This is a genomic window from Candidatus Hydrogenedentota bacterium, assembly GCA_018005585.1.
Classification (GTDB): domain Bacteria; phylum Hydrogenedentota; class Hydrogenedentia; order Hydrogenedentales; family JAGMZX01; genus JAGMZX01.
Window position 1 is genome coordinate 15,361 of sequence record JAGMZX010000008.1, and the last position, 25,378, is coordinate 40,738.

Sequence of the window (25,378 nt, forward strand, 5' to 3'; positions counted from 1 at the left end):
CCTGTACCATGTGTGCGCGTGCGCCGACGCCGCGCTGGCGCAGCATGAGCGCGTCTGGGTGGTCTGGGTGGGCGGCTTCGGCAACGTGGACTTCGCGGAACGCGTCGGCGGGTATCTTATGAAGCGCAGCCTGCCCTATACGCGGCGCGCGTTCTGGGCGGGGATGGCGTGTATCTTCGTTTTCGACGTGCAGCGCGGGCCGGGCTATGTTCCGCCTTCGTCCGCAGTCGTGGACGCCGCGTATCGCGCGGTCACGGACGGCCTTGCCATCGTTAATGACGGCACCAGCGCGGGCATTCCCGTCGGCCCCTGAGCCACTTTCGCTAATCGATTGGCACGCGCTGTTCCGGGGCGCGCGCGAGCACGCCGGAGATCGTCATGTCGATGAAACGCAGCCAGCCGTCAACCGCCGCGGGCGTCATGATCAGCTGCGTCTTGCCCCAAGGCGCGACGGCCTCTTCCTGTGTGTTCTCGCGGTGGAAATGGCCGAACGCGAGCGCGTCGAGCGGCTCATCGACAAACAGGATCAACTGGCTGCGCAAACCCATCATCTGCTCGTAGCGATGCGTGAGGCCGACGGTCCAGCGGCAGGGCTTGAGCGCGCGGCGGAACACCTGCAGGTCCGCGTCCTGACGCCCCAACTCGTCCGCCATTACGTAGTCTTTCGTGTCAAACGCGAGAAAGCCGTCGTAACCGAATCGGAACATGTAGGTCAGCGGGCCGAAAAATGTCTCGTAATGCGTGCCCTCGCGGTCGTGGTTGCCCGGTTGCACGAAAGTCGGCAGCCGGCACGTATCGAGCACGCGCAGAAACGCGCGGAACTGCTCCGGCGACCCGCTGTCCGTCAGGTCGCCGGTAATCACTGCAAGCGTCGCGTCGGAATCGTTCACGACGCGCAAAAGGTCGGCGAAAATGACCTCCGCGGCGCGGGCGTGGCGTGTCGAACCCACGTGCGCGTCCGTCAGGTGCGCGATGACGTAGTAGTCGGGGAAGTGCGCGTAGAGGAAGACGGCGCGGGCATGGCGGTCCGTGCCATCGGGCGTGCGCGCTTCGAGCGCGTAGGTACCCGCGGCCGCGCTTTCGGGCACGGCGCAGAACGCGCGCTTCCATCCGCCAGGGAGGTCACTCCAGATTACCTCGAGCGGCAACGGGCCGGTATCTCCTACAAGCGCCAGGCCGGCTTCGTGTTCGAGCACCGCCTCGAACGAGCCGCCCGGCTCCGAGATCGCGGGCGCGCCGTTATGCGGCGCGTGGATGAGCCCCAGAGCGCCGTCCGCCTCGCGCGCGAACGCCACGGCGCAGCACGCATACAGGAAAGACCCGCATAGGATTGCGCAACGGTTCATTCCGCCTGCTCCGGCCGCCATGCGGGCGCGTACTCCGCCTCGGTTGTCTCAGTCAGGCGCAGCGTCTCCGACCCGTCCCGCCGCGCCACGTACAAATCTGGATTGCCCCCCCGGTCCGAGACATAAACCAGCCACTCCTCGTCCGGGGACCAGTCGGGAGCCCAACAGTCATAGTTGGCGCCCGCGGCAACGGCAAAAACGCGCGCGGTTTCAGGATACACGGCGTAGATGCCGCGGCGGCCGCCGCGAAACGACTCGAAGGCAAGGTAGCCGCCGTCTGGCGACCAGACCGGGGACCAGTCCGCCTCGCGGTGGTTCGACACGTCGCCGATACCGCGTTTCCCCAGCACGAAGATCTCGCGGTCGCCGCCGTCATTCGACTCGAAGGCAAACCGTTCGCCGTCGGGGTCGGGCCGCGGCGCCCATTCGGCGTACGAAGCGCCAGGCGGCAACAGAAACGCAAGCAACGGCGCAACCTGGGTGCGGGTAACGAGATAGAGTTCGGTCGACAGGCGTCCCGGCGTCCCGGTCAGGCCCGCGGCCACGAGCGCGCCTTCGGCGGCGGCTTCCGCAAGGAAGACGCCCGTGTCCAGCCCTTCCCAAGTCACTTTTTCCTCGGGGTCAAGCGCCCGCATCAGGTCGAGGTTCGGCGCCCATACCGCATCGAGCAGGCCCTCGCGGCCGCCGCCCCATTCCGCCTCCGTATGCGACGCGAGGTCGTACACCACCAGGCGCTGCGCCAAGGTCCCCTCCTGCGAAGCGGCGAACACGAGCCGCTTGCCGTCCGGCGACCAGACGGGCCGGTGGTTCCAGCGGCGGCTGGTGTTCAAGAAACAGCCCTCGGCGCTGTCCGCGCGCGCGACATAGATGCCCATGCCCTCGCCGTACTTCGAGGGAAACGCGAGCCACACACCGTCGGGCGACCATCGGGGTGCGCCATCGTGCCCGCCGGGCCCCACGCGCCGGACCGACTTCGAGCGGAGGTCCAGCACACACGCGCAACGCGTACCCTGACCGGTCCCGGCGACAAACGCGATTTGACCCCCGGGTGCGCCGCTGTACGCGGCGGCCAGCAAATAAAGGCCCAGTATCACCCGCGCTAACTCCCGCTTGCCGGCCCCTGATGCAGATTCGCCGCCGCGTCAGCGACGTGGCGGCGACTGGGGTTTGTCCATTTCAAGTTAACGATACAACGCCGCGTTCACGACCGTCTGCATGTCAAGCGCATTCACGTATCCGTCCCGGTTGGCATCGGCATTCAACTGCGACTTCGCTTGCGAGAGGATGGCGTTGACCACGATTTGCAGGTCCAAGGCATCCACGGCACCGTCGCCGTTCACATCCGGGTTGGGAACCTTCGACGCGTCCGGCGTGAAAGTGAAGGCCTGTTGGAGCACGCCCGTGCCGGAAGGCGTCTTGACCACCACGTCCACCGTGCCGGCCAGATGCAGCGGCGTCACTACTTCGAGCTGCTCATCGCCCAGCGAGAAGACCTGGTCGGCCTTTATGCCGCCGAAGGTAACCTGCATCGGCATGTTCAGCCATCTGCCCTGTACGATGACGCGGTCGCCGCCCGCGATCTCGCCGAAGTTCGGCGTAACGGAGTCGATCTGCGGAACGGCCAATACGTGGACCACGGGCGAAAACGCCTCCGCGCCCATCACGTAGTACTGCGAGAAAGGAAGAATCGAGAACGACCAGGATTCACCGCCCTGCACCTGCGTCGCCGGGACATTCCACCGGTTCGTCAGCCCCGGCACCAGCGCGCTGTTCCGGTACCAATACAGTTGCGACGGACCTTCGGCATGGCCTTGAGGCTGCGAATAGGTATACGCGGCAGAGAGCGGCACGCCCGGCGGGATATCGCGGCTCAGGGACGGATTCTCAAGCGGGAGACCGGTCGATAGCCGCAGACCGCTTGCCTCGGGCGCTTCATACACTTCGCCCACGACGATGCGGACATCCTGGTACGCGACCTCCACGCCCGACGTTGCCATAATCCGCAACGCATAGGTCCCCGCGTCCGAAAGGGTCGTCTGCCAGTCAAAGCGGGCGGTACCGTTGCCGTTATCCGCGAACGGAATCGGCTGCGCAAGGTCCCAGGTTGCCGTAAGTTGCGGTGTGGCCGCGCCCGCGGGCGCCGTTGCCTGCACAGGGAACGTAACACGTTCGCCGGCGTCCACAATCGGCATTGCAATGGGCTCGATGCGCAGGCGCGAAGGCGAAAGCGGGCTCTGCGACAAATCGGTCTCGGTCGTTCTCCCGGCCACGTTGTCGAACAGGTCCGCCGGGTCCACGGGACGGCCCTGGCCATTGGAGAGTCCCACCACCGCGTTTTCAACCGACAACTGCAAGTACGTGAACCGGATTTGCCCGTTGTCGAACAGTTCGACTTGCATCGTGTTCGTGTCCGGCGCGGGGAATGAGCGCCCTTGATTCTCGGGCACCTGCTCGAATGTGAAGACAAGACGGTCATCCAGGCGCCGTGCCCAAGCCGTGCCGCCAATATTCACGGCAAGATCCGCGAACAGGAAGGAAATGCGCGGCACATCGAAGTGCGCGGCCAGCGAGGGGAAATTGTCGAAGTCCCAGGTGGCTATGGGGCTGAATACGATATAGCCGTTCTCATACAGGTAGATGTAGGGATAATAGATGCCGAAGAAATAGAACGGCCGCCCGCCCGTGTAGAACGACACCGCGTCGTTCTGGAGGAATGTGAGGCTGTACGCGCTGCCCTGCGCGTCGGACCGTGGCACGGGCAGGCGGAACACGTTGTGCGCGCGAGTAACCTCGTATCGCTCGTAGCCTGTTTGCATCGGGCTGTCGATGGCTCCCGCCGGCGCGCCAACGGGCGTGAAGGTCAATTGTGAATTGGCCAGGTCAATCCCGTGCGCGCGGCCGAACGCTTCCGTAAGATAGTTCAGCTGCCCTGTCCCCGCGATAGCGTTCGCCTGTGAAATAAGCAGGCTGCCGTCCAGATGGTCCTGGACGAGTGTGTAGAAATACTCGACACCGGGCAGCACGTCCAAATCAAGGTACTTGCTCTCGAGTCCGGGTTCGATGACCAGGCCTTCGCCGGCCTCCGTCGTGTACCCGGTCGTGCTCCGGACAATGATGGTATTGGCCAGCAGACTGGGATTGGGCACTTCCCAATACAGAGAGACGGCCGGTTGGCCTTCGAGCGTTTCCGTCGCCGTGGCCTGGAAGACGGCCGATTCTCCCGGCGGCACGATTTCTACCGCCTGGCAGCCCGCCAATACATTGAGCCGTTGCTCAAAAGCCAGGTCCAGATTGACGGCGCCCTGCATGAGCGCGAAGTAGAGGTCGTGGTAATCCGCCGTCTTCGGCAGCGTCATCTGGCACTCCCAGAACAGGTCCGCCGTGGTGTCGATCCCGAGACCTTCGACCTTCCGGTTGTTGAACTCATCGCCGTCCGTGAGCAAATAGCACAGCTTGTTGCCGATGCCGCTGTTGATGTGCACGCCGCCATTGTCATAGCCGCTGTTTGGCGGAATCACCAGCGGACTGTTGAGACGGTCCGGGTCGCCGAACACCGTCGGGTCTTTCATGTCGCGTATGCCGCGCTCCAACGCTCCCGGAACCATCAACTCAAGCAAGTACTCGGGGATATCTTCGCCGCACAACCAGCGCACCGCATCCGAGTCGTCGCCGCGGCCGTTGGTCAGGTCCACGAACTCGCCCCAGATATCCGAAAAGGATTCACTGATAGCCCCGGAGAATCCCTGATACTCAAGATTCGAAGCATATTGCGTGACACCGTGCGTGAATTCATGCGCCGTCACGTCATCCACAACGAAATCCGTGCCGAAGTAGAAGGCCGAATAGGGTCCCGCGGACATGAAAAACGCATTCACCAGCGGCAGCCGCACGTAGGCGGTAATCGGCATGAAACTATAGCCGCCCAATGGCGTTTCCTGACCGTTGTCGAAGTTGTCCCAGTCGTGATGCGTCAGGAAAAAGCTATACGTATCTCCGAGGAAATCATACGCGTTGTCGACATCGGCGATACCCGTTGGCCCCTGCGTTTCGACGCGTGCGGGCGTCGCGGGGATGTAATTCGTGTTGTTCAGGTCATAGATGATGCGCAGCCGGCCATCCATGATAAGGGAGAAATGCAGGGCTTCTTCGCCCGATTGGGCGTCAATCAGCACCGCCTCCTTGACCGGCGGCTGTTTCGTGCTCACCACCTCCATCGACCACACCAGGCGCGCAGCCCCGGACAGCCCCAGCACCGTCGGCTGGTATATCATCAACTCCGGCCCTTCGCTGACCCGCAAGTCCGCCTCGGTGACGTTCTCCGAGCGCCCCGCAACGCCCGTCTTCGCCTTCGCCGACGCCGTGGCGGCGTCCACTCTGGGCGCAAGCGGAATCGCGCCGCTGTCCAAACCGCGCAGGTCACGCGCTATGTCGCTCGCCACGCTAAGCACGTCACCCGCAGCGTTGACCTGCACCACCACCTCCGCACCGAACACGCGCAGCCCATTGTACGTCTGCTCCATCCGCACCACCGTGCGCACCCCGAGCGGCACGGTTCTGGTCCGGCGCAGCCCGACGCGGTCGCTGACCAGCCCGAACGCCTTGCCGTGTGTCTCCAGAAATGTCCTGGCCGCTTGTTCGGGGGCCGCGTTCTTCGCCGGCGTATCTACCACATAATGACCGCCCGGCGGCGCGCCCAGAAAACGAAGGAAACCTTCGTCCGTCTGGAATACCAGCGGCCGCTCGGTGGCGCCCGGTGCGCGCAACGCCCCCATGACGGCTTCCAGGTCTTGAGGGTCCGCTTCCAGCGCACTCGCGGGAACTGTCACGCCGATAAGCACCCCGACAAGCGCCAAGACGGCCAGGATATTACTCCGCATAAACGGCCTCCTTCCGAAGCACTTCGCAGCCCGCAGCATCGTATACCTCTCTCTTGCCTGCACCGCGCCGCCATCCGCAGCCAGCGCAGGCCATCACAGACACAACACACATACCGCCTCATGACCCATACGAGACCACGGGGCAGGCCTGTTATCGCATAAGCGTATGTTGGCTTTATCTTTGTACACTAAGCCCAGAATGCAAGTCAAGGAAAACCTTCGACGGACAGGAAGCATTATGTGAAAACAGCGAATTATATCTGAGCCATGCCGCTAAAGCTGAACTGACCGCGCGACGATAAGATTTCCAGAGCGACCTCAACGATGTCCCTCGCGGACCGAGCCAAGGATGGCGTACGTGCGCATTGCGGCAGTCACATCTGCGGGAATTACCCCCATGTTCCCGTTGAAACCTTCGGAACGGGCGCGGCCCTGCGTGGCCACAGGCGCGTCTTCGGCGCGGGATGTCGCACCGTCGTCGGCTATAGACGCTGTGGATGTCGTGTTCCAGTTGTCCCGGGGCGGCCGCGACGTACTCGGCGCGGTCTATGCTCTGGACAAGGAACAGCTTCAGGAGTTCCTGCGGATTACGGCGGACCTGCTCCGGCAAGGGGTCGTCGGCACCGAGGTCCTGAACGTGCGCGGCGAACCTTATGTCAGTTACCTGCCCGAACGGGTCGCCGACCCGAAGCTGCGTGACGCACCCCCGTGGCGCGACCGGCGTTCCATCCCTCTCCCTCTCCCTCTCCCGCACCTTGACATACGCGTCTGAAGCCCAACATAGTGTCCCCGGCGCTTGTGTGTTATCGCCGCGCCAGGGCCCGAGTTGCGCCGCGGTTGCAGGCGCGCGGTCACGAGCACGGCAGAGGAGTTCGCCCATTGACTAAGCACCGCTTGCCGCTGCTTGCCCTCTTGCTCTTCGCTGTCAGTTATGGGTTATTCCCGGCGACGCAAAGCGTTGCGGAACGGTTTTGCCTCGCGCGCGCGGACGCCCATGAGCGAACGACCGCCGTGCCGGCTACGGCCGTACCGGACCAACTTTGTCTGACCTGGAGCGGCGACCCGGCAACCACGCAAACCGTGCAGTGGCGCACATCCCCCGCAGTCGCGCAAAGCGCGGTTCAATACCGCCTCAGCGGGGGCGATGCCGGGGAGGTCACCGAGGTCAAGGCCGGCTTGCAGGTCCTCGAAGACCCGCTCCTCGTGAATGACCCCGCAAATCACCGGTTCACGGCCACGATCACGGAGTTGACGCCCAACACTGCGTACATCTATCGCGTGGGAAATCCCGCGGCCAATGTCTGGACCGAGTGGACGGAGTTCACGACTGCCCCGCTTGACGCCGGGCCATTCTCTTTTGCTTATTTGGGCGATGCGCAATTGGGCTATGAGGAATGGGGGCGTCTGCTGCACCGCGCGGCGGAACAGAGACCCGGCCCGGCGTTCTATCTGATGGCGGGCGACCTCGCTAATCGCGGCAACGACCGGGAAGACTGGGACGCGCTGTTCCATGCGGCGCAGGGCGTATACAACCGGCGGCCCGTCATGCCCGCGATAGGCAATCACGAATACACGAGAGAAGAGAATCCGCGTTTGTTTCTGGACATGTTCACGTTGCCGAAGAACGGGCCGGCGGGCATCCCCCCGGAGCGGACCTACCGTTTTGCCTACCGGAACGCGCTGTTCCTGGTTCTGGACTCGAACCAGCCCGCAGACGCACAACGAGCCTGGCTGGCAGAGCAACTGGCCGCATCGAACGCCACATGGAATTTTGCCCTGTTCCACCACCCGGTGTATTCGTCGGCGCCGCGCAGGGACAACCCTGAGATCCGTGAGCACTGGGGCGCGGTCTTCGACGAATACCACGTGGACATGGTGTTCACGGGCCACGATCACGCGTACCTGCGCACGCCGCCGATGCGCGCCGGGCAGGCTGTCGCGTCCGCCGCGCAAGGCACGTACTACGTCGTGGCGAATTCCGGCTTGAAACACTACGAGCAGGAATCGCATGAATACGCCGCGGTCGCGTTTACCGACATCCCCACCTATCAGTTGATCGACATCGAAACCAGCGGCGGCAACACACTGACCTATCGCGCCTATGACGCGAATGGAAACGTGCGGGACGAGGTAATTATCGAAAAGTGACGCGGAGGAGCGCCGGGGGCCCCGCATGACACGATAGTCCCGCTTGCTTTTGCGCGCGGTACTTGATTGCCTCACGGAAACCGGACTATGATGCCGATCCATCGGAGAGTCACGGGAGGGTCTAGCCATGCTCGAGGGTAAAAAGCTGCTGGAAGTGCGGCCGTCTTGGTGGAATTACATCGGGTGGTATCTGTTGTCCGTAATTATCGCCGCCTCGGCTATCCTCCTGGGCAGGCACTTCCCTGACGCGTGGTTCCTCCTTTGCCTGCTTCTTGTGCCCCTGGTCGTCGTGCTCTGGAAGCGCGCCGGCATGCGGATCGTTGTTTACGAGGACAAGGTCGTATCCAGCCGCGGCGTGCTCAGCAAGACCGAGAACCACATTTCGTGCGCGGACGTTCGCGCCATCGAGACGTTCCAGTCGCTTATTCAACGCGTCGTGAACATCGGCTCGGTACGCATCGGCACGGCGGGGACGGAAGGCTGGGAAGAAGAGGTGTTCGGCGTGCCTGACCCCAGCGGCATCAAAGACCTTGTGCTCAAACAGAAGCGCATCCAGGTCGAGAAACGGCAGGGCGCTCAACACGACGGCGAATAGGGCTCCCACACCGCCACGCTTTCCCTGTGCTCAGTACCAGCAGGGGGGCCGGCCGCCACGCGGCTTCAATGGCCATGTTGCCTGACCGTCTGTCTAAAGACTCGTTGCGCCATCGGCAACCGGCACGGGTTGCCCATGCAGGCAGATAGCACGCCGGTCCTGTTTATGAACGGTGTCTCCTTTCGCGCTTAACCCGCTTCTTTCCGTCAAAGCTATATGCCTGTCCCGGCGGAGGCGGCTCTTGCGAAAGTGGAGCAAGCATGGCGCACTTTGTTACTGTGACACGGCATTCTGAGATGCAAAGCAGCGAGGTTCACGCCGAACGGCGAGGGTGCGATGAAACGCAAGGCGTTCTGGGGAATGGTAATACTGGCCCTTGCAGCGGGCGCGGTGGTGGCATTGCGCCCGCGGCCCGTGCTGGTCGCATACGGACGGCCGGTCCGCATGACGGTGCGCGAGTACATCGCGGAAGATGCGGAGACCCAGTTGGCGCGCACGTATACGGTCGACATGCCCGTCTCGGGCACCGTGTCGCGGATCGAATGGGAAGTAGGCGACATTGTGCAGCAGGGCGAAGCCCTGACGCGGGTCGAGTCCCTGCCTATTGAACAGCAGATCAAGGGTCTGGAGGCGCTGGTCGCGCAGACGCGCGCGCAGATAACCGGCGTGGATGTCTCGAAACCCAAGCCGGAAGCGCTTGCGGCAGCCGAAGAGCGCGTGAAGGAAGCTACGGCGTCGCTCGAAATGGCGCGCAAGGCCCGCGCCATCGTCGAGATCAACCTGGAACAGGCGCGGAAAGACTATGAGCGCGCGCAGCGGCTTCGGGCCGAGGGGGTCATGAGCCAGCGTTCCTATGACGAGGCGGAGAGCGCCTTTCGCGCGCTCGAACAGGATTTGGCAAGGGCGCGCCTCGCCGAGCAGGCCGCCGGAAAAGGGCTCGAAATCGCGACCCTGGCGTCACGGCAGCTAGCGGATTCGGTGGACGACAACGAATTCATGCGCGAGGCGCATCAGGCCCAAATCGCGAACTTCGAGGCACAACTGGAGATTCTCCGCGATGACCTCGAGAAGACGACGATTCGCGCGCCCGTGACCGGTCCGATTCTCATGAAATTCGTCGAGAACCGGCGCACCTTGCTCGCCGGCACGCCGCTGTTGCAGATGGGCGACCCGGCGTCGAGCGAAATCCTGTGCGACGTGCTTTCGGAGGAGGTAGTGCGCGTCGCGCCGGGCGACGCGGTCGAGATCACGGGCAAGGCGCTGGACGGCGAGACGGCCCTGGGCACCGTCAAGCGCATACACCCGGCCGCATTCAAGAAGATATCCGCGCTCGGCATCGAACAGCAACGCGTGCGCGTCCTGATTGATTACGATACGCAGGCGGTCACGCTGCGCCCGGGCACCAGTCTCGACGTCAAGATTATCACCGCCGAAAGCGCGGACACGCTCGCCGTTCCGGACCGTGCGGTGTTCCAGCATGAGGGCGCGTGGCACGTATTCAAGACCGATGGCGGGACCGCGTGGCTGACGCCGGTAACTGTGGGGCTCAAGAACGAGGATTGGGCCGAGGTCACTGCGGGCCTCGGCCCGGAGGATACGTTTGTTGCCGAGCCGCCCAACGACTTGGCGGACGGCGCGCGCGTGAAAGAGAAAGACCCCTCGTAACCGTCAGCCGCGCCTGTGCCTGACCCTTCGTATTGCGTTCAGGCGCCATCGGGGTGCGTTTGGTCCAGGGATTCCGTCAATTGCGCCAGTTCCAACCCGAGGGCGGCGCGCTCTTCGGCCGTGCGCGCGGTGCGGCGGCCGCGCAGCAGGTGTCGCACCCGCCGCCAGAACATCAGCCGCTCCCGCACCCAGGCGGACTGTTCATCCGGATGCCATTCCGGGAAGGGCGCGGCCGAAGGCGGTTCCGGCGTTTGAGCCGCGCCATTGCGGGGCCAGCCGGCGATTACGGCGGCGAACCCCAGCGACAGACAGCATGTGAGCAAACAGGAAATCATGGGGCACCTCTTTCTTCAGACGTAGCTGAGGCGCACGCCAATCAGGCGCGCGTCCGCGTCGAGCGTGTCGTCCGCATGCGACGCTTCGCGCTGCACGGTGACCACGAGCACATTGCCCGCGGCTGCATTCGCGGGGGTGCGCGTCCCCGCGACGGCGTGCAGGTCCTTCAACGCAATAAGACCGTCAGACAGCGCAAAATTCTCGATAACCGTGTTGTCGAGCCCGTCGCCGTCGCCACTGCAGCGCAAGTAAATGCGCCAGCGCACGTTGCCGCCCGTGCCGGACGTGGCGGTCCAGTACAGCGTTACGCGCAATTCGCGGCCGTCATAATCCGGCGGCAGGACGAAGTTGAATGCGCCATATTCATCCGTGTCTTTGTCGAAATCGAGCGTATGCCAGCTCAACCGCCAAGAACCCGAGAACCCCATCAGCGTGGGGCCGCCGCAGGGATTGCTGTATGCGGGCCATCCCTCTTTGGCCGTGCGGAAAGCACTCCAGGTTCCGTCGACGCCCGACACCTCGAGGTTGCCCCCGATGTCCGCGTCGCCGTCAACCGTCAGGTCGCCGTCGAGGGCGACGTTGCCCTGCTTATCCATATCCGCGCCGCCGTCCGGGGTGGACCCGTAGCCGCCGCCGATGCGCAGTTCTTCAAGGTACCGGGGCTTCGCGCCCATAGCCGGCAAGGTCATGTCGTATCTCCGCGATTGCGGCCGGCGAAACCCGGCCCCACCCTTCCACGCGGGGCCGTTGCACCCGCCCGAGGCAGGAATAGCACGGTAGAAAGCTTGCAGGACGGAGAGGGCAAAAGAGACTGGGAAAACGGGTACGGCGACGTCCAACTCCGGCGCAATCAGCCCTCTTGACTCCTGCGCGTGAAATGCCTAGACTCCCGCCGCTATGTTCACCCCTCTCCGCCGCATGTACCTTGTTGGATTCGTGCTCGATTTCGCCATAATGGCTGGAATTACAGGAACGCCTTTCTTTCTCTACGATGTGCTGCATGGCGACGAGCGCATGTCCGGCTATATCGGCGGCCTGCAAATGGCCGCCTACGCGTTCGCTTGTATCGCGGTGTCGGGCATCGTCTCGCGCGTGCGCAACGGGCTTTGGTACGCCATGGGCGGCATCGCCGTGTTCTCGCTGGTCTATGCGCCTTTTCCGCTGACGCGCAGCCCGATCGTGTGCGGCGCGCTGACCGTGGTCGCATTCGGCGCTCTGGCCTTTGTCTGGCCGGCGCTCCATTCCTGGGTCGGCGCGGAGCCAAACCCGGCAAAACGCGCGCGGCAACTCGGCTGGTTCAACGTGGCGTGGAGTTTCGGCTTTGCCGTCAGCCCAATGCTTGCCGGGCCGCTCTACGACCTCGATTTCCGCCTGCCCTTTCTTGTCCTGCTGCTGCTGGGCAGTGTCTGTTTCGCGCTGCTCCTCTCGCTGCCGCACGAGCGCGACCTGTTCGGTCCGGGACATGACCAGGTATCAGAGGAGCGCGCGGCTCACGACCGCGCAAGCGAGGTATACTTGTACGCGGCGTGGTTCGCGACGTTTGTGGTCAACGTGCTCGTCGGTGTGCTGCGCACCGTATACCCGAAACGGATCCAGGACCTGCTTGGCTCCGGCGAATTATGCATGGCCGCTGGCTGGCCGCTGCCCGGGTTCCTGCACGCCGCGCCCGCGACCACCTACGCCCTCCTGGCTTCCGCGCTCAGCCTGCTCACCGCCGCCGCCTTCATGCTGCTGGGACGTTCCCGCTGCTGGCGGCACGATTTCCGGCTGGTCATCTGGCTGCAGGCCGGATGCGCGGGGGCATTCTGGCTGCTGGGCCGGACGTCGAGCCTCTTGCTGATGGCCCCATGCTTTGCGGTGGTCGGCGCAGCCCTGGGGGTGGCCTTCTTCTCGAGCGTGTATTACAGCGTGACCGACGCCGCGCACAAGCACCGGCGCGCGACTATCAACGAGGCCGCGGTAGGTATGGGCGGATTCGCGGGCAGCGTCGTATTCGGCTACGTCATCGGGCGCTCGGGCAATCTCGCTCTGCCCTTCCTCTGCACGCCCCTCTTCATCGCCGCCGCCCTGTTCCTGCAACGCCTCTTGATCGCCCACGGCAGGCGCCGCGTAGAGGCGTCGCCCGCCGCGTCTGCTGAAAATGATCGGTAGGCCGGGCCGGCTACCCCGCCAACTGCCGGATCTTCGCGAGGAGACTGTCGGGGTCGAGCCCTTGATGGAAGATATGTTCGCCGAGACCACCCCGCCCCGCCTTGCCCACGCCAAGGACCGCCAGGCGCGGCGCGTAGCCCCGCTCGAGCAGCCAAGTCCCGAACCGGCTGCCCAGTCCCGTCTTCACGTTCTGCGTTTCCGCGACCATGACGAACGGCGCCGAGCCCAGCGTCTGCATCATGTCCTCGTCCACAACGTTCAGTGTCGGCTTGTTGATCAAGCCCACGTCGATACCCGCGTCCCGCGCGCGCTCCACCGCGTCCAGCGCGCGGTACAGCATGTCGCCGTAGGAAACGACAAAGCCGCGCGACCCGTTACGGATGATCTCGTCCTTGCCCGGCACGAACTGGTAGCCACCCTCGTAATACTTCGAGCCGTCTTCTTTCAGAATGAAGGGGACTTTGCTGCGCGTCGAGAAGATGAACCGGACCCCGCCGTCGTTCCACACCGCGCGCACGAGGCTCTTGAGCTGCAGCGCATCCGCGGCGAAATACAGGCGCGTCACGTCGTCTTCGGGCAGACCGTTATCGCCGTAGAAGATGTTGATCCCATAGTGGCACGTGTTGTCGGCCATGTCGTCCACGCCCGCGTGCGAGAAATGGCAGATCACGTTCGCGCCGTTCAGCCGCGCCATGGTGAGTTCCGAGACGATCATCTCGAGAAACGCGGAGAAGGTGCTGAAGATGCCCTGGCGGCCCGGCTCGAAGCCAAACCCCGCCGCCGCCGAGAAATTGCCCCGCTCCTGCACGCCGCCGTTGATGAACACTTCGGGATGCCTCTCGCGGATGCCCTTGAGGCCCGTCGAGCCTTCCAGGTCGGAATCGACCACGAGCACCTTCGCGGCCCGCTCGGATTCCGGCATGCCATCCAGGATTTCGTTCACGATCTTGCCGAATTCCGTGCGGTTGCTTGCGGAATCCTCCGACGAACCCCTCAGCGCGCCGCCACCCCCCACTTTCTTGACCGCGTTCAGATACGTCACCGCTTCGGTAAGTCCGCGCCGCGCCAGGTAAGCTGCCGCGTTCTCCTTGCCGATGACGTCGTGGCCCGCGTGCGTGCCTTCGATGCCCGGCACTCCGGGCGCCATGACCCGCTTGTTGATCAACGCCACGGGCCCTTCCGTCCGCACCGCCATGAGCATGCGCGCGAACAGCGCGTCCAGGTCTTCGCCGTCGCCAACGTCAACCGTCAGGCCGTGGCCCCGGAGCGTCCGCGCGATGTCGTAGCCCGGCAGGTATTTCGAAGGATGCCCGGAAATCGTCACGTCGTTGTCATCGATGCACAGCTTCACGTTAAGTTGCTGCGCGACGGCCAGGCGCGCCGCTTCGGCATCGTCGCCTTCCTGCTGCGAGCCGTCCGACCCGAAGAGGAACACGACCTTGTCCGGATGCGCCTTGGACACGCCGTTGACAAACGGCCAGAGGTGCCCGAGCCGGCCCGAGGCGAACTTGATGCCCAGTTCGCGGTCGATCTCAGGATGGCCGTAAAGGCCCTCGTTCGCTGCGCGGTATTGCAGCAGTTTCTCAAACGGCATCTCGCCGTTGAACGCGGCCATCGCGTACTGAAGCGCCACGCGGTGCCCACCTTCGTCGAAGTAGACCGGGTAGACCTTCTTGTTCCCTTTCATGAACGCGTCCGCAATGAGCGCCTCCGGCACGATGCTGTACGCGCCGCCCGTGTGGCCGCCAAGTCCCTTCGCGCCCGCAACGCTGGTGAAAAAGATGATAACGTCGCGCACGACCTGAATGTTCGCCAGCAGCTGCACGCGTTGGTCCGCTGAGATCTGGCCGCCGAACGGGTCAATTGCCACCGCTTTGTAGCCGCTTACGTCAATCGGAAAACTCATCGCTTCAGACCTCCGTTGCCTTCCTGTTCCGGGAGCGCAACCCGCGCCAAACAGACTACCCGAACACACCCCGAAGAAGATTAGCGCATACACGAAAACGCCCGCCGCGTGCGCCTGCGTCATGAAATGGATTTGGCGGGCATCGAGCACCACCACGGAACAAGAACCAGTATAGCAAAAAAAGGCCAACGAATTCCTATCGCATGCCTGCGCGACTGCGTGCAGCGCGCGGAACCCCGCCAGGCCGGAACCGTCTACTCACGTTCCTTGAGCACCTCCACGAGGTCGAGACGCCTGACCTTGACACTGACGGCCAGATTGGCTGCGATGATAAAGGCCAAGGTGAGCGCGGTGGTGATGCCGAGAGTGCGCGCGGAGATGTGGAAGGGAAGCCGGTAGAGGTCGGAGTCGTACGCGTGAATGAGCAGCCGGCAGAGCGCAAACCCGCTCGGAAAACCGGCCAGCAGGCCCAGTACGCCCAGAACGAAGTTCTCGATGTACATGATGCGGCCGACTTCGGAGACGGTAAGCCCCATGACGCGAAGCGAGGCAAGTTCGCGCTGCCGTTCGGCCAAGGATACGGAAGTAACGTTGTAAATGACCGCAAAAGCGATCACGCCCGCGAACAAGACCAGCATGACGTTCATAACGCGCATGCTCTGCGCGAGCGTATCCAGTACCGCCTGGTACGCTCGTTCGCGCGAAACGATGGACGCCACGGCGGCGACGTCGCGCAGCGCGAAGTTGACGTCCGGTTCACGGCCCGGTTCGGTGCGAAGCAGCGCCGCGTTCATGACGAACGGCTCGTTGAGAAGATGGCTGAGCGCGCCGATGTTCATGTACGCGCCCACCCCCAGAAACTGGCGGTAGATACGGCGCACCACGACCTCGCTTTCTTGCGTAACGCGACCCATGAGCGGTTTGAGCACCACGCGGTCGCCCACGGAAATGCCAAGCGTCAGCGCGAGGTGTTCGTCAATGCTGAGGCCATCCTCCCCAACATCGACGCGCGTGCCGTTTTCATCGAGCAGACGCTGCATATCCGCGCCGCGGGGCAGGCCGGTCACGATAATGTCCTTCTTGCGCCATCCATTGCGGATTTCGAAGGGGTACTCAAGCACGGGCTCGGCGTCGCGCACATGGTCGAAACGCAGCACATCGTAATAGGTCTGCCTGCCCTGTTCGAGTTGAAAACTGATCTTGAGGTCCTGGCGCTGCATCTGGTGGAACTGCATGTCGAGGCCATAGTGCAGGGCATCCATGGTGAAGAAACCCACGATCAGGATCGCGGCGGACACCATGACGCCGAAAGCATTGATTCCCGCACGAAAGGCGTTGCGCGAGATGTTTCGGCAGATCATCTTCCCGGTGAAACTGAGGCGCCGCCAGAGCCGCGTGAAGCGTTCGAGCCAGACGCGGTGAGCGTAGCGGGGTGCTTCCGGCCGCATGGACTCGGCGGGATGGATGCGCGCGGCGCGGATGGCGGCGCTGAGCGCGCCAAGCACGGCGAAAACCATGGCGATGCCGATGGATCGGGAAATCACATCGGGGTACACGCGGGATTCGAGCAGGGGAAACTGATAGACCTCGACATACATCTGGATCATGCCGTAGGCAAGCCACTGGCCCACCCCAAACGCGCCGACGGCGCCAAGTACGGCCAGGATCAGCGCGAATTGAAGGTAATGCCCGGCCACCTGAATGTTGCTGTAACCGTAGGCCTTGAGCAGCCCGATCTGCGTGCGCTCCGTGCGCACCATGCGGTTGAGCAGCACAAGCAGGATTAGTGCGGCTACCCCCTGGAAAATCGCGGGGATAATCCGCGCGGAAACGCCAAGGCCCTTGATCTCGTCCGAGAGAAAACGGTTCGAAATCTGGTTTTCCCGCTTGGTCTTGGCGAAGACGCCGTAGGGCTCGAGTATCTCCTCCGCGCGCTCGAGCACGCCGTCCAGCGTTTCGATTTCGTCGACGACGCCCACGATGTTATTGCAGGCCTCGCGCATGTCCAGCGCGGTCTCGGCGAAGGCCTGCGGCACCCACAGGATGCCGAAACGCTCGAAACTGGGCACGAGTTCCTGCACGTTGCGTATCATGTAGACATATTCGGGTGACAGCGCGAGTCCGACTATGCGCAGAGGGTAGCGGCGGCTCTCGACGGACACCTCGACTTGGCCTCCGAGTTCCAGACCATTCTTGACCGCGAATCGCTCGCTGAGGATAACTTCGTTCTGCGCGCCCTCGGAGAAATAGCGGCCGCGGCGCAGACAGATGTCGTTGAGCACGGGCTCGCGCGGGTCGGGCATCGAGATGAGTCGCCCGATGCGCGACTCCCGTTCACCAGGCACGTCCACCTTGACATCCTGGACGATGCGGCCCCGCACACGGCGCACTCCCGTAATGGCCGACAGCTTGGCGGTGGCGGTCACGGGCGCGCGCTCCAGGTGGATCTCGAAATCGGCGAAACGGTGCTGTGCGTAGTAGGTGTCGCGCGTGAGCAGAAGATTGCGGTATGCCGACGCAATACAGATATAACAGGCCGTGCCGCACAGCACAACCATTACTACCGCGAGCGACTGCCCAGGCGTCTTGAGCAGGGTGCGCAGGAGCTTCCTGTGCAGGATGCGCATTACCATTCCAGTTCTTCCGGGGACTTGCGCCGCGCGTTCACGAGGATGTCGCGCACGTGGCCGTCCGACATGCGTATTACCCGGTCGCCCATGCCGCCGATGGCCGCGTTGTGCGTGATGATGATAAGGGTCGCGCCCAGACACACGTTGATGTCGCTCAGCGCTTCGAGTACGACCTTGCCGGTCGAAAAATCCAGGGCGCCCGTGGGTTCGTCGCACAGCAGGATTTCGGGCCGCTTGGCCACGGCCCGCGCGATAGCCACGCGCTGCTGTTCGCCGCCCGACATCTGCGAAGGAAAATGCGTGCGACGCGCCTCGAGTCCAACCAGGCGCAACGCTTCGACGGGGTCCATCGGGTCCGGGGCGATCTCCGTGGCAAGGGCAACATTCTCTTCCGCGGTCAAATTCGGCATGAGATTGTAGAACTGGAACACGAAGCCGATGCGTGACCGCCGGTAACGCGTGCGCTGCGCATCGGTGTAGTTCGTCAGTACCTCGTCGCGGAAATAGACCTCGCCCGCGGAGGGCGCGTCCAGGCCGCCGATGATGTTCAGCAGCGTGCTTTTCCCTGAGCCGCTGGGGCCGAGAATCACGAGAAACTCGCCCGCGGCAACGTCGAGGGTGACCCCGCGCAGCGCGGATACGGTAACCTCGCCCATGCGGTAGTCTTTGCGCAGCTCGCGTACGCGAAACACGACATCCCGCTTCTCTCCGTTGTCGTGCGACATGAAACCGAGACTCCTTGTTTGACGGCGTCTATTGTACGGCCGCGGCAAGGGAGAGACCACCGCGCGCCCAAGAAGGCCCTCTTGCGTTGGCGCTCGTCCCCGCAACGGACATTGCGCGCGCGGATTGGCGGGCAATCGTCGAAAAACGGCGGAGGAAAAACCATTGCAGCTCTGCGAATACTACGCTATACTCAAGGTCAGATAATGGCGACGGAAGGGGTAACACTGCGTGAAGATCGATACCGCGACACAGGTATGCGCCGTCATCGGCAATCCCGTAGAACACTCGCTGTCGCCGTTGATACACAACGCGGCGTTCGAGGCCACGGGGCTCAATTATGTGTACGTGGCGTTCCGGGTAGAGGACGTGACGGGGTGTCTGCAGGGCATGCGCGCCCTGCCGGGCCTGCGCGGGTTGAGCGTCACCATACCGCACAAGGTCGCCGTGATGCCGCATCTCGACGAAGTCGACGCCATGGCGGTGCGTGTTGGGTGCGTGAACACGATCACGAATGTGAACGGGCGCCTCGCCGGAACCGTGACGGACGGTCTGGGCACGTTGCGCGCTTTCGAGGAGGCGGGCGTCGCGCTCGCAGGGAGACGCGTGTTGTTCCTGGGCTCCGGCGGCGCTGTGCGGGCCGTAGCGTTTGCGTTCCTCGAGCACGGCGGCGTGGGAAGCATGACCGTTCTGGGGCGGAACCCGGAACGGCTGGCCAAGTTGGTGGGCGATCTGCGCTCCCACGGCCGGGTCCCCGTGGAAAGCGGGAGTATTGCCGAAGACGTGGGTAATGCCGTGCCCGCCCATGACATCATCGTACACGGCACTCCGGTGGGCATGTTTCCTCACTCCGTCGGTGAAACCTGCGTGCCGGCCGCCTTGCTGCGCGCAGGACAGGTGGTGTTCGACATGGTGTACCGCCCGTTGCGAACGCGCCTCCTGGCGGACGCGGACGCGGCCGGCTGCACGATTATTCCGGGATTGGAAATGCTGGTAAACCAGGCCGTTTTGCAGTTCGAGACGTGGACAGGCGTGGCGGCGCCGCGGTCCGTCATGCGCGACACGCTCATGGCCGCGTTGCGGCAAACGTGACCCCGGCGCCGGAAAATGGAAGGGAGAGCGATGAAAGTACACACCTTTTTGGGCAAGGTCAGCATTGACGGGCTGCACCAACTGGATACGCATATCAACGATTGGCTGGCGGAACACAATCCCAAGATCTCCGATATCCGCCAGTCGTTCGGGATGCACAAGCACCATGACGGGCGGCACGAGGAGCCTGTGCTGCTCATAAGCGTGTGGTACGACGACGGTGCGGAGCCGGGGTCCGCGACCATATTGTGACTGCGAAAGCGCTGTGATACCATGGCGGCGCGCGACCGGACGCGGCTTCCGTCCGTGTACTTCCGGAGTCAGCAATGATGGTCTCACACGAAAGGTTTGGCATGTTGCTTACGAAATTCATCTCGAAGAACTGTATTGTTCCGGAAATAGAAGCGTCCACGAAGCCGGATACATTGAAGGAATTGACACACCTGCTTTTCGACCGGAAGAAGGTCAAGGGTATGGGGCCCGCCTTGGACCAGATCATCGCGCGCGAAACGACGGAGAGCACGGGCATCGGCCAAGGCATTGCCGTGCCGCACGCCCGCGTATCCGGGCTGAAGACGCTGATGTGCGCCGTCGGGCGCAGTACGGTCGGCATCGATTTCATGGCGGTGGACCGCAAGCCGGTCCATCTGGTGTTCTTGATCTGTTATCCGCCTACGCAACAGACCACCTACTTGAATTTCATCGCGACGATTGCACGGATGTTGCGTGAACCCGACCGCCTGAACGCGTTGCTGCGCGCGGAAACCGCCGATGAGATATACGGCGTGCTCGAGGAGATGTCCGAAAATCTCGTGGCGCCGGAAAACCACTATGCCAAACAACTCAAGGCCGACCCGGAAGTACTCAAGGCCCGCGACGCGCACGCGGACCTCATCCTCCTGGCTCGCCTGCAGCTCTGCCAGGAAATGCTGGACTCGGCCAAGACGGGCAAGACGCAGATTCGCGAGCGTATTGAAAACATCCGCAGTCTGGTGGACCCGCGGATTCTCAAGCATTTCGACCGCCTGATGAAGAGCCGGGCACCCGCGCTCGTGCCGGTGGAAGGCGACACCTGCCAAGGGTGCTTCATGAAGCTGCCGTCGCAGTTCGCGCAGAAGGTCCGGCAGGATGCCGAGCACATCCACACGTGCAGCAACTGCAGCCGCTTCATCTACATGGTGTAATGCGCGATTCCGTCAAGACAACCACGGAGGCGTATGGTACGCCCCCAGCGTGAGGAGAGGTGCGGTATGGCCATGACGCGCGCTCAACTCGAGTCCCTGATTCAACGTGTCTCCCTCTTTCAGGGTCTGATTCCGGAGGAGGTCGAGAAAATCTTCGCGCATGGGTTGACCATGGCGTTCAAGAAGGGCGACGTGCTGTTTTACAGGGACACGGTCGGCAATCAGATGTACGTCGTGCTCGGCGGCAGAGTGGGCGTCTTCGGGGACGGGGACACGTGTCTGGCCACCCTGACCACGGGGGACATGTTCGGCGAAATGGCGCTCGTAACGCATGAACGCCGCAGCGCTACCGTCAAAGGCCTTGAAGACGGCTATGTCTTCGTGCTGAACGAGATTACCTTCTATCGCCTGCTCACCAAGAAGGTGGCGATCCAAATCCTCCTCAACATGGTGCGCACGCTCTCCCACCGTCTCAAGGAAGCCAACGCTCGTCTGCGGCAATAGCCCGCTGTCTCCCACCGTTCTCCTGGTGACGAATTGCGCCCTGACGGGTAGTGTTAACGAAAGACCGGCGCAACCAAGAGGAGAACCTTGCATGAGCCCGCGAATCTCACAAGCATGCCTCCTGCTGGCGGTGTCCGCACTACTGGCCGGTTGCCCGCCGCCGGAAGGTTGGCCCAAACCTCCCTTTGATACCACAGGCAGCTACCTGGGTGTCTGGTCCGGACGCAGCAATGAAGAGGCGGAACGTCAACAGATTATTGAAGATTGTCCACTGAGCCTCAAGCTCGTCCAGGACCTGACCAGGCCCTATCCGGGAGACCACAGCGTGTCGGGCGCCGTTACGGTCGATTATTCGTGTATCGACTTGCCCGATTGGGTTGAGGAAACCCCGCCAAGCACCGTCACCGTTAGCGGTCTGCTGGGCGACGGCGGCCAGCTTACCTTGCTTTCGGGCGGCTGTGCGCCAGGCATGTGCGTGGTCCTGACGCTGGCGGGTCAAGGGGAAAACCTTGACAATGACGCTGAGATGGACCGCTATGCGGGCAGCTGGGCGTACCTGGTGCTCTTGGCTGGCGTGCCGCCGTTCGGCATCACCGGCACATTCGATGTGTCAGCCGTAGAACCGCTGTGACGCCCTGACCCGCAGGAACCGATGAGGGCGCCGTCAGTCGCCCTCATCGATGTTCCGGGCGCACCAGACAATAAACACCAGCAATACCCCGATGCAGAGGAGCGGTATCACCAGCGTCGCATAGGTGGGATGTTCGATGTTCCAGGGGCCGACGCTGTAATCGACTTCCAGCAGGCCCGAATCCCCTTTGCTGAACAACTTGCCAAAAGTGCTCCCCAGCAGGCCGTGCACAAAACCCAGCGCCACCAGGTTCCGTTTCCGGTCTTCCATGAATACGTAACTGAGAGGAATGCCAAGACCGAACGTCACCGCAACAAGGAAGTACGAGTCGATGTGGATCAAGCCGAAACAGGCGCCGGTAAGCGTGGCAACCAGCAGGCGTTTCGCGTCGCGGCACAAGTAGTAACCGTAGACGATGCCGAAAAAGAACATCACAAGGCCAATACCCATCGGAATGGCGGCGGGGACGCTCGCCGTGCTGTACGCCGAACTTAATCCGATAAGCGACAGGATGTACGCGCCCAAGCCGGCGTTCGCACCCACGAGGAGAGACTTGAACACCACCCTGCGCCGCGAGCGCGGCGCGGCCGGCGGCGCCCCGGGCGCGAACGCCTTGCGGAAACGGGTGCCGAAATACGCGCTGAAGAGCAGCTGCTGCACAAATCCCCAGAACACGTAACCGAACACGTCGAGCACCCACGGGACGAACCGAAGGCGCGCGAATGCCGCGCCCCCCCGCTGGACCCACGCCGCGAGCAGCACAAGGCACAGGAGCGGCGCGGCGATCACCAGAGCGGTGCGAAAGGCCGTCAGGAAGTTGTCATACCGGATGGCGAAGAGCAGTATCACCGCCGCGCCGGCACTTCCGAACAAAAAGACCAACAGGCGGCCCGGGTAGTCGTTGGTGAAGCTTTGGAGCACGCTCCCCTGCACCCCGAAGAAATCGAGCACGTGATGCCAATTGACATAATTGGCGTAGTTGAGGCCCAGGAAGACGGCCAGCAGCACAAGGAACAAACCGCCGCGCCGCATCAGCGTACCCGTGCGCAAGAGCCGCCACAGCGTTCTCGGATTGCCCAGCCCCCAGGATTCGGGCGTATCCCGATGGAGGACGGGCGCCACAAAGAGCAGGTACGCGCCGCCAAGAACAAGAAACACGTTCGTAACCACGTTTACGATGTCGTATCCGCGGAGCACTCCGAAATGATAAGCGGCCGGCCACAACAGAATCAGGATAAACGTCATCACGACGAGCCCTTCAACCGCGTTGAAGCGCCGCGAAAAGGCTTCGCGTTCTTCCTCGCCCGCCGTGTTCACAATGCCGGGTATATCGGACACTTCTGGCAGTGAATCCGTGCTATCCGCCGATGGTGCTGTCAGACCCTCACCCGTCATGCCTCTTGTACTCCTTCACTCCGCCCAAAACCGCTCACCAGTCGCGCCCCCCTCACGTACTGAACGCCTTAAGTCAGGCGGCCCTACTTGCGGCCCTGCGTGGTCAATCCGCGACACCGGGCCGCACGGCAACTGCAAAACGCTGCCGGAAATCCTCGAAAGCACGCACCTGGCAAGTCCTGGAACAACCGTGTACAATCTGAGAGGATATCACAGGTATTCCTGACGAGGAGGTTACGCGCGTATCACGTGGCCCTCGACAACATTTTCATAATTCACATTCTGCAAGAATATACCAGTTTTCGCTATTTTGTCAAGAGGCCCACCCGGGCTACCCCTGGCCCGGTGAGAAATGACGGCCAATGTTAAAGTCAATAACCTGTATTGCCGATACTGGACATGACGAAGTCTTGACAGTAGTGCGTGTTGTGTAAGCGCCGACCCGGCAGCAGCGGAGAATGCATTGTGAGCGGTTTGATCAGCGTGGGCGGACTGGTAAGCGGCCTGGACACGAACACCCTGATAGCGCAGCTGATGCAGTTGGAGAGGCAACCGATTGTACGGATTGAAGACCGCATCAGCAATCTGGAGCTACAGCGCGACGCGATCCGCGGCCTGCGCACGACACTTACGACGCTGCGCAACCGCATGCAGGATTTCCGGCTGAACAGCGTGTTCAGCCAGTTTGCCGCGGCTTCCAGCGAGGAGAAGGTCCTTACGAGCCAAGTCTCCGGGGAAAACCCCGTCTCCGGCTCGTTCTCGGTCAACGTGACCCAACTGGCGAGCGCCACAACGGCGCAGGGCAGCAGCGTGCTCGGCGCCTCGATCAACACCGCAGCCTCGTTGGATACCAGCGGGATCAATCAGGAGATCACGGGCGGCGCCTTCTCCATCAACGGCGTGCAGTTCACCGTGGACCCGGCGACACAGAGCCTCGATGACATTATTTCGCAGATCAACGCGAGCGCGGCCGGCGTGACCGCCACGTACAACGCCGGCACCGACACCATCGCTATCGCGAACACGGCCCCGGGCGACACCGGTGTCATCAACTTCGGCGCGTCCGGTGACACGAGCAACTTTCTTTCGGTACTCGGCGCGACAGGGGCGACCCAGTACACCAACGGCAGCGGCTCGACGGAAGTCACGGGCACCCGGCACCTGGGCGCCATTGAGCCTTCCGAGGCGCTGGGAAACACAAACTTTGCGGGCGGCGCCGTAACGGCCGGCGCGTTCTCCATCAATGGTGTCGCGATCGCGGTGGACCCCGCCAACGATTCCATGCTGGACATCGTAGCGCGGATCAATGCGTCTGACGCGAACGTGACGGCCAGTTACGACACAGCCACCGATACCCTTCGGGTCGTGTCAAACACACTGGGCAGCCGCACCATTCGCTTCGGGGCGGCCGGCGACACGAGCAATTTCCTCACGGTGGCCGGGCTCGATACGGCGGTCCAGACCGCGGGCAACGACGCCCAGTTCACGGTGAATGGCGGGGCCGTGCAGACGCGCAGCACCAACGAGATCGCGGATGTCATCGGCGGCGTTACGGTCACGCTGCTGAGCACGGGCACGAGCACGGTGACGGTTGCGGTGGATGATGAGGCCATTATTGAAGACGTGCGCGGATTCCTCGATGAATTCAACGCGGCCATCAGCGAACTGCGCCAGTTGACGGCGAATGAGGGGACATTGCGCGGCGACTCGACGCTGCGCCAGATCGAAAACTACTTGTTCGGCAACATCTTCAGCCAGGTGACCGGCATCGCCGGGGAATTCTCGACGCTGCTGGATATCGGTATCTCAACCGGCGAAGAATTCGATTCCAGCGCAACGCCGGCCCTCCAGCTGGACGAAGAGGATTTCCGGGCCGCGTTGCGCGACGACGCGAGCAATGTCGCGGCCCTTTTCGCGAACGACGCGGAGAACGGCATTGCCGACATATTCTTTGACTATCTGGACGAGGTGGCGGGTTTTTCGGGGTTCCTGAACCAACGGGCGCGCGCAAACGGAATCCTGGACCAGCAAGTCCAGGGACTTAACGGTCAGATTGACCGTATCGAAGAACGTCTGACGCAGAAGGAAGAACGTCTGCGACGGCAGTTCTTGCGCATGGAACAGATGCTGGCGCAGTTCCAGAATCAGGGTACCGCGTTAAGCAACCTTTCTTTGCAGATCGGCAACTTTTAGGC

Annotated in this window: 21 protein-coding genes; 12 read left to right on the top strand and 9 right to left on the bottom strand. The window is 62.9% G+C overall.

Going from position 1 to position 25,378, the window contains the following annotated elements; genetic code table 11:
• Positions 1–313: hypothetical protein (locus KA184_02525; protein MBP8128428.1), on the top strand; the 313-nt coding region annotated here is incomplete at its 5' end.
• Positions 314–323: 10 nt separating this feature from the next.
• Here the strand turns inward: KA184_02525 and KA184_02530 are convergent.
• The 3 genes from KA184_02530 to KA184_02540 all read right to left on the bottom strand — a co-directional run bounded on the left by KA184_02530 (position 324) and on the right by KA184_02540 (position 6,223).
• Positions 324–1,346: a metallophosphoesterase gene (locus KA184_02530; GenBank protein MBP8128429.1), complete on the bottom strand. Its 1,023-nt coding sequence runs from the start codon at positions 1,344–1,346 to the stop codon at positions 324–326.
• On the bottom strand, positions 1,343–2,440 hold the full coding sequence (locus KA184_02535) for a PD40 domain-containing protein (GenBank protein ID MBP8128430.1): 1,098 nt from the start codon (positions 2,438–2,440) through the stop codon (positions 1,343–1,345). The genes KA184_02530 and KA184_02535 overlap by 4 nt, the downstream gene beginning before the upstream one ends.
• Before the next feature lie 87 nt (positions 2,441–2,527).
• Positions 2,528–6,223, bottom strand: a complete 3,696-nt coding sequence (locus KA184_02540) for a M4 family metallopeptidase (protein ID MBP8128431.1) — start codon at positions 6,221–6,223, stop codon at positions 2,528–2,530.
• A 397-nt stretch (positions 6,224–6,620) separates the two neighbouring features.
• Here KA184_02540 and KA184_02545 point away from each other — a divergent pair, with 397 nt between their 5' ends.
• The 4 genes from KA184_02545 (at position 6,621) to KA184_02560 (ending at position 10,631) form a co-directional block, all read left to right on the top strand.
• Complete coding sequence (locus KA184_02545) at positions 6,621–6,995, top strand: hypothetical protein (GenBank protein ID MBP8128432.1); 375 nt, start codon at positions 6,621–6,623, stop codon at positions 6,993–6,995.
• 107 nt (positions 6,996–7,102) lie between these two features.
• Entirely contained in the window at positions 7,103–8,371 is a 1,269-nt protein-coding gene (locus KA184_02550) for a metallophosphoesterase family protein (protein MBP8128433.1), read from the top strand.
• A gap of 127 nt (positions 8,372–8,498) precedes the next feature.
• Positions 8,499–8,966 (top strand): PH domain-containing protein, encoded by a 468-nt coding sequence (locus KA184_02555; protein MBP8128434.1) that lies wholly within the window; start codon positions 8,499–8,501, stop codon positions 8,964–8,966.
• 360 nt (positions 8,967–9,326) lie between these two features.
• On the top strand, positions 9,327–10,631 hold the full coding sequence (locus KA184_02560; GenBank protein ID MBP8128435.1) for an efflux RND transporter periplasmic adaptor subunit: 1,305 nt from the start codon (positions 9,327–9,329) through the stop codon (positions 10,629–10,631).
• Positions 10,632–10,669: 38 nt separating this feature from the next.
• Here the strand turns inward: KA184_02560 and KA184_02565 are convergent, their stop codons facing one another.
• Together KA184_02565 and KA184_02570 are read right to left on the bottom strand one after the other, a co-directional pair.
• Positions 10,670–10,966: a hypothetical protein gene (locus KA184_02565; protein MBP8128436.1), complete on the bottom strand. Its 297-nt coding sequence runs from the start codon at positions 10,964–10,966 to the stop codon at positions 10,670–10,672.
• Positions 10,967–10,981: 15 nt separating this feature from the next.
• Positions 10,982–11,656, bottom strand: coding sequence for a hypothetical protein (locus KA184_02570; GenBank protein MBP8128437.1), 675 nt, complete (start codon positions 11,654–11,656; stop codon positions 10,982–10,984).
• A 208-nt stretch (positions 11,657–11,864) separates the two neighbouring features.
• On the opposite strand from KA184_02570, the gene KA184_02575 reads away from it, so the two are divergent.
• The gene (locus tag KA184_02575) at positions 11,865–13,118 is read left to right on the top strand and encodes an MFS transporter (protein ID MBP8128438.1); all 1,254 of its coding nucleotides are present in this window, start codon (positions 11,865–11,867) and stop codon (positions 13,116–13,118) included.
• A gap of 10 nt (positions 13,119–13,128) precedes the next feature.
• Here KA184_02575 and KA184_02580 read toward each other — a convergent pair whose 3' ends face one another.
• The 3 genes from KA184_02580 to KA184_02590 form a co-directional block, all read right to left on the bottom strand.
• On the bottom strand, positions 13,129–15,024 hold the full coding sequence (locus KA184_02580; GenBank protein MBP8128439.1) for a transketolase: 1,896 nt from the start codon (positions 15,022–15,024) through the stop codon (positions 13,129–13,131).
• A 254-nt stretch (positions 15,025–15,278) separates the two neighbouring features.
• On the bottom strand, positions 15,279–17,657 hold the full coding sequence (locus KA184_02585) for an FtsX-like permease family protein (protein MBP8128440.1): 2,379 nt from the start codon (positions 17,655–17,657) through the stop codon (positions 15,279–15,281).
• Positions 17,651–18,379 (bottom strand): ABC transporter ATP-binding protein, encoded by a 729-nt coding sequence (locus tag KA184_02590; protein ID MBP8128441.1) that lies wholly within the window; start codon positions 18,377–18,379, stop codon positions 17,651–17,653. The genes KA184_02585 and KA184_02590 overlap by 7 nt, the downstream gene beginning before the upstream one ends.
• 229 nt (positions 18,380–18,608) lie before the next feature.
• Here KA184_02590 and KA184_02595 point away from each other — a divergent pair, with 229 nt between their 5' ends.
• From KA184_02595 to KA184_02615, 5 genes are all read left to right on the top strand, one after another.
• Positions 18,609–19,469 (top strand): shikimate dehydrogenase, encoded by an 861-nt coding sequence (locus KA184_02595; GenBank protein MBP8128442.1) that lies wholly within the window; start codon positions 18,609–18,611, stop codon positions 19,467–19,469.
• 30 nt (positions 19,470–19,499) lie between these two features.
• Positions 19,500–19,721, top strand: coding sequence for a hypothetical protein (locus KA184_02600; protein ID MBP8128443.1), 222 nt, complete (start codon positions 19,500–19,502; stop codon positions 19,719–19,721).
• 101 nt (positions 19,722–19,822) lie between these two features.
• The gene (locus KA184_02605; protein ID MBP8128444.1) at positions 19,823–20,653 is read left to right on the top strand and encodes a PTS sugar transporter subunit IIA; all 831 of its coding nucleotides are present in this window, start codon (positions 19,823–19,825) and stop codon (positions 20,651–20,653) included.
• Between the two features lie 66 nt (positions 20,654–20,719).
• On the top strand, positions 20,720–21,157 hold the full coding sequence (locus tag KA184_02610; GenBank protein MBP8128445.1) for a cyclic nucleotide-binding domain-containing protein: 438 nt from the start codon (positions 20,720–20,722) through the stop codon (positions 21,155–21,157).
• A gap of 91 nt (positions 21,158–21,248) precedes the next feature.
• A complete protein-coding gene (locus tag KA184_02615; protein ID MBP8128446.1) occupies positions 21,249–21,788 on the top strand; it encodes a hypothetical protein in 540 nt (179 codons plus the stop codon).
• Positions 21,789–21,821: 33 nt separating this feature from the next.
• On the opposite strand, the gene KA184_02620 is transcribed toward KA184_02615, so the two are convergent.
• On the bottom strand, positions 21,822–23,183 hold the full coding sequence (locus tag KA184_02620) for a hypothetical protein (GenBank protein ID MBP8128447.1): 1,362 nt from the start codon (positions 23,181–23,183) through the stop codon (positions 21,822–21,824).
• Between the two features lie 465 nt (positions 23,184–23,648).
• On the opposite strand from KA184_02620, the gene fliD reads away from it, so the two are divergent.
• Entirely contained in the window at positions 23,649–25,376 is a 1,728-nt protein-coding gene (fliD, locus tag KA184_02625) for a flagellar filament capping protein FliD (GenBank protein ID MBP8128448.1), read from the top strand.
• Positions 25,377–25,378: the final 2 nt, after the last annotated feature.